The sequence below is a fragment of the Paenibacillus sp. FSL L8-0641 genome (assembly GCF_038006265.1).
GTDB lineage: Bacteria > Bacillota > Bacilli > Paenibacillales > Paenibacillaceae > Paenibacillus > Paenibacillus polymyxa_D.
The window spans coordinates 25,253-39,235 of record NZ_JBBOUW010000001.1; the positions used below are offsets into that span (position 1 = coordinate 25,253).

At 46.4% G+C, this 13,983-nt stretch carries 15 protein-coding genes and 1 riboswitch; of the genes, 14 read left to right on the forward strand and 1 reads right to left on the reverse strand.

From position 1 onward, the window contains the following. The first annotated feature begins 25 nt into the window (after positions 1-25). Positions 26-781: a tRNA1(Val) (adenine(37)-N6)-methyltransferase gene (locus tag MKY16_RS00115; protein WP_029519389.1), complete on the forward strand. Its 756-nt coding sequence runs from the start codon at positions 26-28 to the stop codon at positions 779-781. Beyond that, on the forward strand, positions 778-1,659 hold the full coding sequence (gene rsmI / locus MKY16_RS00120; RefSeq protein WP_340953555.1) for a 16S rRNA (cytidine(1402)-2'-O)-methyltransferase: 882 nt from the start codon (positions 778-780) through the stop codon (positions 1,657-1,659). The genes MKY16_RS00115 and rsmI overlap by 4 nt, the downstream gene beginning before the upstream one ends. A gap of 124 nt (positions 1,660-1,783) precedes the next feature. Here the strand turns inward: rsmI and MKY16_RS00125 are convergent, their stop codons facing one another. Then, positions 1,784-2,038 carry an AbrB/MazE/SpoVT family DNA-binding domain-containing protein gene (locus MKY16_RS00125; RefSeq protein ID WP_007428005.1) on the reverse strand — a complete coding sequence of 85 codons (255 nt, stop codon included), beginning with the start codon at positions 2,036-2,038 and terminating at the stop codon, positions 1,784-1,786. Between the two features lie 331 nt (positions 2,039-2,369). Here MKY16_RS00125 and MKY16_RS00130 point away from each other — a divergent pair, with 331 nt between their 5' ends. From MKY16_RS00130 to glmU, 12 genes are all read left to right on the forward strand, one after another. Then, positions 2,370-3,653 carry an HD domain-containing protein gene (locus MKY16_RS00130; RefSeq protein WP_340953557.1) on the forward strand — a complete coding sequence of 428 codons (1,284 nt, stop codon included), beginning with the start codon at positions 2,370-2,372 and terminating at the stop codon, positions 3,651-3,653. A gap of 42 nt (positions 3,654-3,695) precedes the next feature. Next, a complete protein-coding gene (locus MKY16_RS00135; protein ID WP_340953559.1) occupies positions 3,696-4,466 on the forward strand; it encodes a TatD family hydrolase in 771 nt (256 codons plus the stop codon). Between the two features lie 201 nt (positions 4,467-4,667). Next, a riboswitch (cyclic di-AMP (ydaO/yuaA leader) is annotated at positions 4,668-4,950 on the forward strand. 271 nt (positions 4,951-5,221) lie between these two features. Then, positions 5,222-6,370: a 3D domain-containing protein gene (locus MKY16_RS00140; protein WP_029519383.1), complete on the forward strand. Its 1,149-nt coding sequence runs from the start codon at positions 5,222-5,224 to the stop codon at positions 6,368-6,370. Between the two features lie 146 nt (positions 6,371-6,516). Beyond that, positions 6,517-7,062 (forward strand): ribonuclease M5, encoded by a 546-nt coding sequence (gene rnmV / locus MKY16_RS00145; protein ID WP_013308117.1) that lies wholly within the window; start codon positions 6,517-6,519, stop codon positions 7,060-7,062. Positions 7,063-7,069: 7 nt separating this feature from the next. Then, the gene (gene rsmA, locus MKY16_RS00150; RefSeq protein WP_029519379.1) at positions 7,070-7,954 is read left to right on the forward strand and encodes a 16S rRNA (adenine(1518)-N(6)/adenine(1519)-N(6))-dimethyltransferase RsmA; all 885 of its coding nucleotides are present in this window, start codon (positions 7,070-7,072) and stop codon (positions 7,952-7,954) included. Between the two features lie 55 nt (positions 7,955-8,009). After that, positions 8,010-8,906, forward strand: a complete 897-nt coding sequence (gene yabG, locus MKY16_RS00155; protein ID WP_023986432.1) for a sporulation peptidase YabG — start codon at positions 8,010-8,012, stop codon at positions 8,904-8,906. A gap of 201 nt (positions 8,907-9,107) precedes the next feature. Further along, positions 9,108-9,389: a biofilm formation stimulator Veg gene (gene veg / locus MKY16_RS00160; protein ID WP_013308120.1), complete on the forward strand. Its 282-nt coding sequence runs from the start codon at positions 9,108-9,110 to the stop codon at positions 9,387-9,389. Positions 9,390-9,551: 162 nt separating this feature from the next. Beyond that, a complete protein-coding gene (locus MKY16_RS00165) occupies positions 9,552-9,731 on the forward strand; it encodes a small, acid-soluble spore protein, alpha/beta type (RefSeq protein WP_007428013.1) in 180 nt (59 codons plus the stop codon). Positions 9,732-9,875: 144 nt separating this feature from the next. After that, positions 9,876-10,730 (forward strand): 4-(cytidine 5'-diphospho)-2-C-methyl-D-erythritol kinase, encoded by an 855-nt coding sequence (gene ispE, locus MKY16_RS00170; protein ID WP_340953561.1) that lies wholly within the window; start codon positions 9,876-9,878, stop codon positions 10,728-10,730. Positions 10,731-10,911: 181 nt separating this feature from the next. Then, on the forward strand, positions 10,912-11,739 hold the full coding sequence (gene purR, locus MKY16_RS00175; RefSeq protein WP_013308122.1) for a pur operon repressor: 828 nt from the start codon (positions 10,912-10,914) through the stop codon (positions 11,737-11,739). Positions 11,740-11,914: 175 nt separating this feature from the next. Beyond that, on the forward strand, positions 11,915-12,202 hold the full coding sequence (gene spoVG, locus MKY16_RS00180; RefSeq protein ID WP_007428016.1) for a septation regulator SpoVG: 288 nt from the start codon (positions 11,915-11,917) through the stop codon (positions 12,200-12,202). Positions 12,203-12,547: 345 nt separating this feature from the next. Further along, the gene (gene glmU, locus MKY16_RS00185; RefSeq protein WP_209950313.1) at positions 12,548-13,945 is read left to right on the forward strand and encodes a bifunctional UDP-N-acetylglucosamine diphosphorylase/glucosamine-1-phosphate N-acetyltransferase GlmU; all 1,398 of its coding nucleotides are present in this window, start codon (positions 12,548-12,550) and stop codon (positions 13,943-13,945) included. Positions 13,946-13,983 lie beyond the last annotated feature (38 nt).

The window sequence follows — 13,983 nt, forward strand, 5'->3', positions numbered from 1 at the left end:
TGGTTATAAAAGATGGGAGAGCACTATGGAGGAAAAAGAAAAGAAGTCTGAACGAATTGATGATCTGCTTTCACATAATTTGCGCATTATCCAGAGTGATGAAGTATTCAGCTTCTCGATGGATGCGGTCTTGCTGGCACGTTTTGCTGGTATTCCGCAGCGTGGAAAGATTCTTGATCTGTGTACAGGCAATGGGGTTGTCCCCCTGCTGCTAACGACACGAACAAAAGCGTCTATTGAAGGAATTGAGATTCAACCACGCTTGGCAGATATGGCTAGACGCAGTGTCAGCTTGAATGGATTAGAAGCAGCAATTCAGATTCGGGAAGGGGACCTGCGTGAGCTGGTTCACATCACGGGACATGGTGTTTATGATGCGATTACCGTGAATCCCCCCTATATGCCGCTAAATGGTAGCGATATCAAGCTGAATCCTCACCAGGCAATTGCCCGTCATGAAGTGAACTGCACACTGGAAGAAGTCATTCAGGCATCCACCCGGCTTGTCCGTAATGGGGGAAAGGTATCCATGGTTCATCGCCCGCAGCGGCTGGGCGAGATTATAACCTTGATGCGTAAACATAGTTTGGAACCCAAACGAATACGTTTTGTTCACCCACGAGTTCATATGGAAGCCAATATGGTACTGGTTGAAGCATTACGTGACGGTAAACCGGAGGTTCGTTTGTTGCCTCCGCTCATTGTATATCAGGAAAATGGGAATTATACTCAGGAGATAAGAGATATCTATGGAGAAGTAAGCAAGGGGGATTCTGTGTGAAAGCAGCTGTACAAAAAAGCTTTAGTAACAGCGAAGAAGAACGGGGAAAGTTGTATCTTGTTGCAACACCCATTGGGAATCTGGACGATATGACCTTTAGGGCAATTAACACCTTAAAGTCGTGTAGTATTATCGCTGCCGAAGATACGCGGCAGACACGTAAACTGCTCACTCATTTCGAAATCACACCGGATATGCTCTTTAGTTATCATGAACATAATAAGGTTGCCAGTGGGCCTGAACTGATACGTTACATAATAGAAGGGAAAAACTTGGCGCTGGTTAGCGATGCAGGTCTACCGGCCATTTCTGACCCTGGTTCGGATCTGGTCAAGCTGGCACTGGAAGCGGGAATTAGCGTCATCCCCATCCCAGGAGCGAATGCGGCACTATCTGCTTTAATTGCCTCAGGACTGGATACAGAAAGGTTCACCTTCGCTGGTTTTCCACCACGGGAGAAAAAGGACCTGGAGAAGCTGTTGCTATCGTTTCAGGTATCTCACGGCACAATTATTTTTTATGAATCGCCTCATCGTATTGTGAAGACATTGATGGTGTTGAAGGAAACATTAGGTTCACGCAAAGTGGTGCTTGCGCGTGAGCTGACCAAGCTGCATGAGGAATGGGTACGAGGAACCGTGGAGCAATGCCTTGCTAAACTAGAGGAAAATCCACCGATTGGTGAGTATTGTCTAGTGGTTGAAGGAAAAGACGAAGAGGAAGAAGAACAGGAACGTCAGGCATGGTGGCAGTCCTTATCTTTGGAGTCCCACGTCGCACATTACGAGCAAGAGGGACTTACACGCAAGGACGCAATGAAGCGTACAGCCACAGATCGTGCAATCTCCAAGAGAGATGTTTACAACGCACTCTTATGAATATCTGCCTAAACAAAAAAGGGCCTTCCAACGGTTGGGTTCAAACCGTGGAAGGCAACAAGGAGTGTATATGAAAAAGGTTAGAATTAACAATATCTGATAAGTCTATTATATACTAAAATTCTCAGTTTGTCACAGGTGTTGGGATTTCAGAAATGCAATCTTGGCAAACAATTTTCCCTTTGAAGTAAATTACGTTCTCAGCATTACCGCAGAAGATACAAGCAGGCTCGTATTTTTTAAGCATGATGCGTTCGCCATCAACATAAATTTCCAACGCGTCTTTTTCCCCGATTCCCAGGGTACGGCGCAATTCGATTGGAATAACAACACGTCCGAGCTCGTCGACTTTTCTTACAATACCAGTGGATTTCATCATAATAAATCAGGCTCCTCTCGCCGTTTAAAATAATATAAGTGTCATGATTCGACAAAATTTTCTCTTTTCTGATATTTACTATACCAACGATTCCCAAAACAGTCAACCTAAAAAATGTAGTAACAGTCTGATTATGCAAAAGTATTTAGATTAAAGAGCTTTACTCATGTGCATTGCCTTATCTTATTGATGATTTATTCAATTTGTCGATTTGGAAATGTCGAAAAACTATAATTCGACATATTACGACAAAGAATGTCGAATGAGGGAAATGCTTTAGGATTTTATTGTATTTTAATCCATTATTCCGAATATTAAAGGAGCTGATATCTTGCACCAGCCACTCAGTGAAGAAAAAGTATTTAAAGACCCGGTACATAATTACATTCATGTTCAGGATACTGTGATATGGCGGTTGATCAACACGCCGGAGTTCCAACGTTTACGCCGCATACGGCAGTTAGGCACATCGTATCTTACGTTTCATGGAGCGGAGCATAGCCGTTTTTCACATTCATTGGGCGTATATGAGATTACGAGAAGTATTATTTCTCAATTTGAACGTGGAGATTTCCCAGATTGGCCGAAAGAGGAAAGGCAGGTTGCTCTGTGTGCAGCTCTATTGCATGATGTGGGGCATGGCCCATTTTCACATTCAATTGAGGAAGCCTTTCATATGAACCATGAGGATTGGACATGCCGCATTGTACTGGGAGACACGAAGATCAACGCCGTGCTACGGCAAGTCGACGAGAAGCTTCCACAAAAGGTGGCTGCAGTTATAGCCAAAACGTATGATAAGCCGATTGTTGTTAACTTGGTGACCAGTCCGCTAGATGCCGATCGTATGGATTATTTGTTGCGGGATGCTCATTCGACAGGTGTCAACTACGGCACGATTGATTTGGACCGTATTTTACGACTGTTGCGTCCTCATAATGGGAGAATTGTTGTGAAGGAATCAGGCATGCATGCAGTAGAGGATTATTTAATGTCACGCTATCAGATGTATTGGCAAATTTATTTTCATCCTGTAACACGCAGCTCGGAGATCCTTTTACGTAAAATTTTCAAGCGAGCAAAGGAATTGTCTAAAAATGGATATGAGTTTGGTTTTCTGCTGAACCCGCTGCCGGATCTGTTGAAAGGAGAGCTTACAGTAGAGCAATATCTGATGCTCGATGAGTCATTAATTCAGACCGTATTTAGCCAGTGGAAACGAGAAAAGGACGAAATTTTAAGTGATTTGAGCAGCCGCTTTATGGACCGTAGATTGTATAAATATGTAGAGATTGAAAATATGGATACAGATACCATTGACAGTATTCGGAAAGCTTTGGAAGAGGCTGGTTTGCACCCTGAATATGATTTTGAAATTGATTTTCCGACGGATCTTCCTTATGATGTGTTTCGGCAGGGTGGCTCGACGGACAACCAGATTTTACTGCTTGGACGTCAGGGCGAGGTGAGTGAAATATCCGAAGTTTCGGAAATTGTGCGCTCCATAAGTGGTATTCACCGAGGGAAATATCATATGTATTTTCCCCAGAATAAATTGAACGCGGTAAAAGACAGGCTTCCTGCCGAAATAAGGAATTATTTTGTCAAAGAATAGACAACTATATAGAAATGTAAGTAAAAAAAGGAGATGTAAACCTTGGATTTGTTCGACACTCATACTCACTTGGATGCGCCACAATTTGACGAAGATCGTGAAGAAGTTATAGCACGTGCTGTCGAATCAGGAGTAACGCGGATGATCAATATCGGATTTAATCGTGAGACCATTCCATCCACCATGAAATTGGCCGAGACGTATGATTTTATTTATGCGGCAGTTGGATGGCACCCGCAGGATGCGATTACAATGCAAGAGGGCGATTTAGAATGGATTGCATCGTTATGCAGTCATAAGAAGGTCGTAGCCATCGGAGAGATCGGTCTGGATTATTATTGGGATACATCACCGAAGGATGTTCAGCATCGGGTGTTTCGAAATCAAATTGGTCTGGCTCGTGAGCTCAAAATGCCCATTGTTATTCATAACCGGGATGCCCATGAAGATATTGTTAAGATTTTGCGTGAGGAAAAAGCGAGTGAGATTGGCGGAGTCATGCACTCCTTTTCTGGGAGCTGGGAGACAGCCCAAATGGTGCTGGATATGGGATTTCACCTTTCCTTCGGTGGTCCTATTACGTTTAAAAATGCCAAGCAGCCAAAAGAGGTGCTGGCACAGGTGCCACTGGACCGTCTGCTCATTGAAACGGACGCGCCCTACCTGACGCCGCATCCGTTTCGCGGGAAGCGAAATGAGTCTGCGCATGTGAGACTGGTAGCAGAGGCTGCAGCCCAAATTAAGGGGATTACAGTGGAGGAATTAGTGTCAATAACGACCCAAAATGCCTTGGAACGATTTGACATTCAATAAAAAAGCGAAGAAATCGATCAAAATAAAGAGATAGACGAAGCTAATCATGAATTTGTTGCAGGAAACTCGAGAATATTACAATATTTTAACCGAATATTTTGAAAAATGTACTTGAAACCTGCTTTACAACATGCATGGAAACAGGATATCATCTTTTCAGTGAATTGTTGTTTGAATGTAAACATCAACAAGTCATTTCATGAACCAGTCTCGCTGAGTCCCTTTTACAGGGAACGGGGGAACCGATATGGCTTACAGTACGTCCGGCTTATGTGCAAGAAGGGAACGTCTCTTCCGCCAGCCGGCTCGACCTAAATTCTTTTCCCAGATGGGATTGAACAGGTAGAGGAGCCGTATTTCGATTTCTTTCTGGGTCTTCGGGGTGAATGTGAAGGCGACCGCCATGAGCGGTTGACCCAAGCTAGGGCGACTCTCTACGTCCGAACCCGACAGCTAACCCCGTAAGCGTAACAAGAGAGAAGCCATCTCGTGCATGAGTTTTCCCGCATATTCACACATGCCGGAAGCCACGAAAGAGCTCTCTAGTCTCTTTCTTTGGCTTTTTTTGTTGTGAATAAAAGAAAATCTGTCATCATACTGTGGTTAAACAGGGGAGGACAGCATGCCGCGAAGACGGGTACATGGTGCAGGACAGTCGCAGTTTGGGCTTGTCTTGTAGAAAATCTGTTATAGTCACGTCAAATCTCAACTATGTCTTACTCCAGACGGCGGGCTATGTAAGGAGGACGGAGGAAATGGGCATTTTCCAAAAAGAGGAGACCCATGAGTCACGCTCATCCAGCATGTCTTACGTATTGCGTTGGAAGCAAGAGAATGTGCGCCAGGCTGCTTTGGTTGCTATTTTTCTAATCGCGCTAACGATTATGATTTCAATTCTGATGTACACGCAATCTAAAAAACAAGTCTTTTTTGTCATTGATGGCAAGGCATCTGCGGTAGAAACCCGGGAATCCAAGCTTCAAGATTTGCTGAGCGAGCATTCCATTTCACTTCAGCCGCATGATACAATTTCTATGCCGCTAAATGGAGCAGTACAGGATGGGGACCGCGTAGTCATTAAACGTGCCAATCAAGTTAAAGTATCTTCAGGCAATGAGACGAAAAAGCTGTACACAACAGAAAATACAGTAGAAGGTGCCATTCGTACCTCGGGCTATAAATTATCGTCAACGGATAAAGTTTATCCTGCGTTGGATGCCTCTGTTTCGTCTAACATGGACATAAAAATCGTCCGTGTGAAGAAACAGCAGGTCGAACAGAAAAAACAGGTGCCTTATCAGGTCATCAAAACGGCCGATCCAAGTCTTTATAAAGGCGATAATCGGGTCATTCAAAGCGGCAAATCGGGTGTGGTAGTCCAGCACGTTCAAAAGGTATATCATGATGGAAAGTTGGTATCCAAACAGCTGGTTAACAAGGAAGTTGCACAGAACCGTGTGGATAAGGTTATTGCGGTAGGAACGAAGAAAAAGCCGGTCGTTCTTGCTGCTTCCGTCGGTCCCAATGATGCGGTTAAGACAACAACGGTTAGTTCGGGCAGTGCTGTCCGTAAAGCAGGCGTCAATTTTAAATATAGCAAAGTTTTACAAAATGTCTCCATGACGGCGTATTCCTCACAGGAGCCAGGTATCGGTACACGTACTGCATCCGGCACGCGCGTGACGGAAGGCCGTACCATCGCTGTCGATCCGAGTATAATTCCAATCGGCTGGTGGGTGTATATCGAAGGGGTGGGCTTCCGCCGTGCGGAGGATACCGGTGGCGCGATTAAAGGCCACAAAATCGATGTGTATTATGAGAGTTTGAGCCGAGCCAACCAATTTGGTCGTAAGCACGGTAAAACCGTATATGTTATCGGACCGGTAAAGCCTGAAATCAACTAAAACAGGTTGTGTATGTTGAGGGCAATGCGATAGTATTAACAACATAGTTATGCCATGCTAAGAAGAGGATATCCTCTTCTTATTTTGTTTTCAAAAGCAGGGAAAGATAAATATAGCTTGCTGTGTAGCAGTGGAGGGAAATGCAAATGATCAAGGAAGTGATTGTGGTAGAGGGCCGGGATGATACGGTGGCCATTCGCCGCGCTGTTGAAGCGGATACGATAGAAACTGGCGGCTCAGCCATTAATAAAATGACGCTGCGTAAAATTGCATTGGCGCAGGAGCGGCGGGGGGTCATCATTTTAACCGATCCCGATCATGCAGGGGAGCGCATCCGTAAGATTATCGCTTCCAAGGTACCCGGCTGCAAGCAGGCCTTTATACCCGAGGCAGAAGCGACGCGCAAAGGAGATATTGGTGTGGAGAATGCCTCACCGGAAGCGATCAGACACGCTCTCGCACGGGTTCATACGACAGTAGAAGGCGCCGACCCGCTGATTGAGTGGGCGGACCTGATTGATGCTGGACTTATCACCCACCCCAATGCTGCTGCACGCCGTATGGCCTTAGGGAATGTGCTGGGTATTGGTTATTGTAACGGAAAGCAGCTACATAAACGGCTCTCTGTATTTCAGATCAGCCGCGAGGAATTTGCCGGAGCGCTGGCACAAATTGAAAGTGAAGGATTGTGATATCCGTATGACAGGAATTCAAGATATAGCAACACCGCGGCGTACAAAGGAAATTATTCAACGGCACGGTTTTTCGTTCAAAAAGAGTTTGGGACAAAATTTCCTGATTGATCAAAATATTCTCAATAAGATTGTGAATGCTGCCGGATTGGATGAGACGAAGGGCGCACTTGAGATTGGTCCTGGGATTGGCGCTTTGACCGAGAAGCTGGCGCAATCGGCCAAGGTAGTTACCGCTGTTGAGATTGACCAGCGGCTACTGCCAATTCTCGAAGAAGTGTTGGCCCCTTATGAGCATGTGAAGGTACGTCATGGAGACGTGCTGAAGCTGGATTTACGCGAGGTGTTTGCAGCTGATTTTGCAGACGTGAGTAAAGTAAGTGTCGTGGCTAATCTGCCGTATTACGTTACTACACCGATTCTGATGAGGCTACTGGAGGACAAGCTCCCTTTGGAGAATATCGTCGTTATGATCCAAAAAGAAGTGGCTGAGCGTATGGCTGCGTCTCCTGGAACGAAGGATTACGGTAGTCTGAGCATTGCAGTACAATATTACAGCGAACCTGAATTAGTCTGTATTGTACCGAATACAGTATTTATTCCCCAGCCAAATGTGGAGTCTGCAGTCATTCGGTTGCGTGTACGGGAAGCCCCTCCGGTGGAAGTGGTGGATGAGAAGCACTTCTTTGAAGTGGTTCATGCTGCTTTTGCCCAGCGTCGTAAAACGATTTCCAATAACTTAAAAAGCCGATTCTTCACCAAAGAGAACAAGGACACGTTGGAGCCGTTGTTGCAACAAGCTGGTATTGAACCCTCCCGTCGAGGAGAAACGCTAAGTATTGAGGAATTTGCGCGTCTCAGTGCTGTTCTGGTGGAAGCAGGTATATCCTAAGCTGGAACCAAACTGTGCATTCACCCATACGATATACGAGGGGTGATACAGTGTGATGAGTTTAGGAGACTTGGTCGTTCGGAAATCGTACGGCGGAGATGTCACGTTTCGCGTTGAGGACATCCAGCGGGATAAAGCGATCATTAAGGGAATAGAATTTCGGTTGCTGGCCGATTCCCCGGTGAACGATCTGGTCAGAGTGCCTGCAGACCAGATTAGCGGTAAGACCCAGCAGGCTCACATTAAGGCTGGTGAGTCTCTTAATCTGTTGCAACGGGCACGCCAGCAGCAAGCTGCTCGTAGTCAGGCAGCTCTGGTTGGGGACTGGAGTGATCCAGTCGAGTCAACGTATTTTGAAATGCCGGGAAAGGTTCTTCATCTGGATGGAGATCCCGGCTATTTGAAAAAATGTCTCAGTTTATATGAACAGCTCCGTGTTCCTGCAGAGGGACATCACGTTCATGAATCGGCAATGGCGGATACGTTGTACCGGCTGCTTCCCCGTATCCGTCCGGATATTGTAGTGATTACCGGACATGATGGCGTGCTAAAGCAGCCACAGCCTTACGATTTGTACAGCTTGAAAAGTTATAAAAATTCGCAAAATTTTGTGGCGGCAATTCAGGTAGCAAGACAATATGAACGTCATCTGGATTCGCTGACCATTGTAGCGGGGGCGTGCCAGTCCCATTTTGAGGCGCTGCTGCGTGCGGGAGCGAACTTCGCCAGTTCACCAGGGCGTATCCTGATTCACGCGCTGGACCCCGTTTACGTGGCTGCCAAGGCGGCCTTTACTTCGATCCGTGATACGGTGAATATGGGGGACCTGTTTCACCAGACAATCAGCGGCAGTCGCGGAGTGGGTGGAATTGAAACCAGAGGAAGCTATCGCATCGGCCTGCCGAAGCTTGAAAATTTGTCAACGCTTAAAGTAACGCCTTCTGCAATCTAGGATTCAAATGTGCCAATAGGATTGACTTGAACAAAAAGCCTCTGCTTTCAGAGGCTTTTTGTCATTTTTTATATAAATTATTCCTGTTCGCAAAAAATTAAATTGACAACTTATTTTTCGTGTTGTTATAATATTTAGCTCGATTTGACAATCCCTCTAAAATTCGTTATAATGGACAAGGAAAGAGGTGGTCGTTAGGCAATGGCTAAAAATACGCTGTTGGAAATCAAACGCAGTCTCGACGCACATGTAGGGCAAAAAATTTTGCTGCGGGCTAACGGCGGACGCCGTAAGACCGTCGAACGAACTGGTGTCTTGGAAGAAACGTACCCTTCTGTTTTTATCGTCAAGCTGGATCAGGAGCAACAGACGTTTAAACGTGTCTCCTACAGCTATGCTGACATCCTTACCGAGTCGGTGGAAGTCAGCGTATATGATCCCGACTCCCATACAAGTGTAGTCGAATATTTTGAAACACCTTAATTCATTTCGTGATTTATACCAGCTTTGCAGGTTTAACGACGGCTTCGTCATTTCAAATGACGGGGCCGTTTTGTATATACAGAGCAGGATGAAGCATGACATCTCTGCACATACTAAGCCGGGAATGATCTTCCTTATTCCATTGCCGAAGGAGGCGTATGTATGAGCCGAAGAAGACGGAGTGTCATGTCGGAGGAGCTAAAGTACGAGCTGGCCAAAGATCTTGGATTTTACGACACGGTCAAGGAAGAAGGCTGGGGAGGCATTAAAGCCAAGGATGCGGGCAATATGGTCAAGCGGGCCATCCAGCTTGCTGAGCAGGCTGCTTCTCGCAAATCGTAGCCATCGGTGGTGCTGATGAAAAGCGGGGATATCCGGGATTAGACCGGGTCATCTCCGCTTTTTTGAACCTCATGACTTGACACGCTGAGTCTGATATAATATGTTAAGCTGTCTTGAGGGAAAAGTTGAAGGTGGGTGAACGCCTTGAAAATATATGAAAAAGCACCGGCGAAAATCAATTTAATGCTTGATGTTCTACGTAAACGGGACGATGGTTATCACGAGGTCGAAATGATTATGACCATGGTCGATCTGTCTGACCGATTGACGATGTCTGAGTTACCGCGTGATACCATTATTATTTCAAGTCAAGCCGGGTACATACCATTGGATGAAAAGAATTTGGCTTTTCAGGCTGCGCGTCTGATCAAAGAATGTTATAACGTGTCTACGGGCGTCCACATCCATCTGGATAAGCATATCCCGGTGGCAGCAGGGTTGGCGGGTGGAAGTAGTGATGCTGCCGCAGCGCTGCGTGGACTGAACAAGCTATGGAAGCTTGGTATCTCGGATGCCGAATTAAGGGTGCTGGGTGCGGAGCTGGGCTCAGATGTACCTTTCTGTATTACAGGGGGTACAGCTTTAGCGAGTGGACGCGGAGAACTGCTCAAGCCACTTCCGAATCCGCCACAATGCTGGGTGATCCTTGCGAAGCCGCCGATTAATGTATCGACGGCTGAAGTGTACGGTCGTGTCAAAGCGGATCAGATTACGCACCACCCGTCTGCACGCCAGATGGAGCATGCGATCCGTAACGCTTCTTTTACCGATGTATGCAACGCACTGGGGAATGTACTGGAGGATGTAACACTAAAGCTGTATCCAGAGGTAGAGCATCTTAAAAACTCCATGATCCGCTTAGGAGCAGACGGTGTGCTGATGTCAGGTAGTGGACCTACGGTGTTCGGACTAGTATCGAAGGAAGCCAAAGTGCCACGGATTTACAATGGACTAAGAGGGTTTTGTAAAGATGTGTACGCAGTACGACTTTTGACCTGATTTTAGATATTTCTTTCTTATTATAGTGGCAATTGTTGTACAAATACGTACGAAGATGATATATTTACTATTAAATATTCGGATTTCACTATATCACTTACATTCCGCCAGCAACCGGCCAGTCCGCCGGTGCTTTACTGTACGAAGCGGGCGGCAGGAGAATAGATCGCGAGGAATTGTTGTGAAAAAACTTAAAAGAAGCTCACGATTGGTGGAAATGACGCAATTTTTATTGTCACGGCCGCATACGCTGGTGCCTCTTACTCATTTTGCGGATCGCTACGGGGCAGCTAAGTCGTCCATAAGCGAGGATCTGGCCATCATCAAGGAAGTATTTGAGGATGAAGGTACTGGCGAGCTTCTGACGCTGGCGGGAGCGGCAGGGGGCGTGAAACTGATCCCGAGGCTTTCCAAGCAGCATGCGCTTGCGTTTGCGAACGACCTGTGTGCGCAACTGGAGCAGCCTGACCGCATATTACCGGGAGGATACCTGTATTTGTCCGATTTGCTGGGCCAACCTGCGATGATGAACGAAGCTGGTAAAATATTCGCGACCGCCTTTGCCAATCGTCAGATTGATGTGGTTATGACGGTGGAGACCAAGGGTATTCCACTTGCCTATGCAACCGGAGCACAGCTGAATTTGCCAGTCGTTCTCGTACGGCGTGATCATCAGGTGACAGAAGGCTCGGCTGTAAGTATTAATTATGTTTCAGGATCACAAAAGAGCCTGCATACGATGTCATTATCCAGACGTGCGATGCGTGAGAAATCGCGTGTGCTCATCGTAGATGATTTTATGAAGGCCGGTGGCACGATTCAGGGGATGGTCGACTTGCTGGCTGAGTTTGATGCTGAGGTGGCCGGTGTAGGCGTGCTGGTAGAATCGGGCGAGGTGGAGAACGAAGAGCGCCTGCTGCACGATTATATTTCACTGGCGAATCTGACCGCAGTCGATTCTCGAAGCAAGCAAATTACGGTCAAGCTGGGCAATTATTTTGATGAGTGAACAGGGCTGTAAATTGTCACAATCCATCATAAAATACCTAAATATGTCGAAAAGAAATCTTTTCAAAAAAATTACCTGAATTTAGGATACGAATTGCCGAAAAAAAGAAGGATTTCGAACTGCTGTGTGGAATGTATACACCAAGTCCTATTTGGAAAAAGGTGGTGAAACACACATGCAGATTACGGATGTTAGACTCCGCCGAGTGAACTCAGAAGGAAGAATGAAGGCGATTGCATCCATTACGATTGATAACGAGTTCGTTGTTCATGACATCCGAGTTATCGACGGTAATAACGGGATGTTCGTAGCTATGCCAAGCAAACGAACTCCAGACGGAGAGTTTCGCGATATCGCTCACCCGATATCTTCAGGAACCCGTGAGAAGATCCAAGCTGCTGTATTGACTGAGTACGAACGTGCGGCTGTGGATGAAGAAGTTGCTATTGAAGAAGGCGCTTAATTCGCCTAAAGCAGGATTGGGGAACAAAAGAAAAAGAGAGCCACTAACTGTGGCTCTCTTTTCTTTTTGTCTGGAATGAGATATATTCTTTAGTGAGTTAACAGTCAGTTTTAAGGCAACTTGGAGCCATCCGGGCTGCCGAAGCGGCTTTTTCATAAGACAGGGACTAGGCAGCGATGCGTCCCGGGGATGAATGTCCAGCACAAGCTGGCCTGAAAAAATAGCCATTAACCAAAGGTTCGCCGTTATTTTTCAGGAGGATTGTGAAAAGTTAAGCAAAATCTGATCTGGGAATTAACGTTTTAGCCAAGGGGTAACTGTTATTTTCAGGATAGGAGGTTGGACTTGTTGGAAAGGTTGGCAGTCATTCTTGCCGCAGGGCAGGGAAAACGTATGAAATCCAAATTATATAAAGTTCTGCATCCGGTGTGCGGAAAACCGATGGTTGGGCATGTGCTCGACACGGTTCGTGAAATCGGTGTGTCCCGAAGTGTAGTCGTCGTGGGTCATGGAGCAGAGGCGGTACAGTCTTATTTGGGACCGTCGGCAGAATATGCGCTTCAGGCAGAGCAGTTGGGAACGGGCCATGCTGTTAAGCAAGCCAAGGACTTGCTCGGTCAGGAAAAGGGTACAACCATTGTCATTTGTGGGGATACTCCTTTGATCACAGCGGAAACGCTAGAAGGCTTGGTGCAATTGCACGAGAGCCATGGGGCAGCTGCGACGATTTTGACCGCTGAGTTGGACGACCCGAAAGGATATGGACGAGTTATCCGTGATGCTTCCGGGGCCGTGCTCAAGATCGTGGAACAGAAAGATTGTTCACCTGAGGAGGATGCTGTCCGGGAGATCAATACGGGAACGTACTGCTTTGACAATGCCAAGCTGTTTGCAGCGCTGGACAAGGTAACGAACACCAATGCACAGCAGGAATATTATCTGACAGATGTCATTGGTATTTTGCATGGTGAAGGTGAACAGGTTGAGGCGTATTTGACAGATGATGTGTCTGAATCCATCGGTGTTAACGACAGAGTCGCTTTGTCGGTAGCTGAGGGCTATATGCGTGAGCGCATCGTTCGCAAGCATATGCTAAATGGTGTCACTGTCATTGATCCGTCTTCTACCTATATCGGGAGCGAGGTTGTTATTGGTTCCGATACGGTACTGTACCCGAACACATGGCTGCATGGTCAAACACAAATCGGAGAAGATTGTGTGATTGGTCCGCAGGCTGAGATTCAGAATACGATTATCCATTCAGGCGCAACGGTAAAACATTCGGTGTTGAACGAAGCGGAAGTGGGAAGCAGTACATCTGTGGGGCCGTTTGCTTATCTGCGTCCAGGCGCGAAGCTTGGCGAACATGTGAAAATTGGTGACTTTGTTGAGGTGAAAAATGCGACCATTGGAGATCATTCCAAGGTGTCTCATTTGAGCTATGTCGGTGATGCCAAGGTGGGTACAAATGTAAATATTGGCTGCGGGGCAATAACGGTCAATTATGATGGATATAATAAATCCATTACAGAAATTGAAGACGATGCCTTTATTGGCAGCAATGTGAATCTGATCGCCCCGATTAAGATTGGAAAAGGTGCTTATGTTGTAGCAGGCTCCACTGTAACACATGCTGTCCCTGATAACGATCTGGCTATTGCCAGACCACGTCAAGAGAACAAAGTCGGATATGCGGACAAAATCCGCGCACGTGCCAAAGCGAAGAAGAAAAGATCGGAATGACCTTAATCAGCAAGCTGTTGAATCTGTAATGAATGAAC

Coding starts and splice junctions, on each gene's coding strand:
- MKY16_RS00115 (WP_029519389.1), top strand. CDS start 26: ATGGAGGAAAAAGAAAAGAAGTCTGAACGAATTGATGATCTGCTTTCA.
- MKY16_RS00125 (WP_007428005.1), bottom strand. CDS start 2,038: ATGATGAAATCCACTGGTATTGTAAGAAAAGTCGACGAGCTCGGACGT.
- MKY16_RS00140 (WP_029519383.1), top strand. CDS start 5,222: ATGGGCATTTTCCAAAAAGAGGAGACCCATGAGTCACGCTCATCCAGC.
- rnmV (WP_013308117.1), top strand. CDS start 6,517: ATGATCAAGGAAGTGATTGTGGTAGAGGGCCGGGATGATACGGTGGCC.
- rsmA (WP_029519379.1), top strand. CDS start 7,070: ATGACAGGAATTCAAGATATAGCAACACCGCGGCGTACAAAGGAAATT.
- yabG (WP_023986432.1), top strand. CDS start 8,010: ATGAGTTTAGGAGACTTGGTCGTTCGGAAATCGTACGGCGGAGATGTC.
- veg (WP_013308120.1), top strand. CDS start 9,108: ATGGCTAAAAATACGCTGTTGGAAATCAAACGCAGTCTCGACGCACAT.
- MKY16_RS00165 (WP_007428013.1), top strand. CDS start 9,552: ATGAGCCGAAGAAGACGGAGTGTCATGTCGGAGGAGCTAAAGTACGAG.
- spoVG (WP_007428016.1), top strand. CDS start 11,915: ATGCAGATTACGGATGTTAGACTCCGCCGAGTGAACTCAGAAGGAAGA.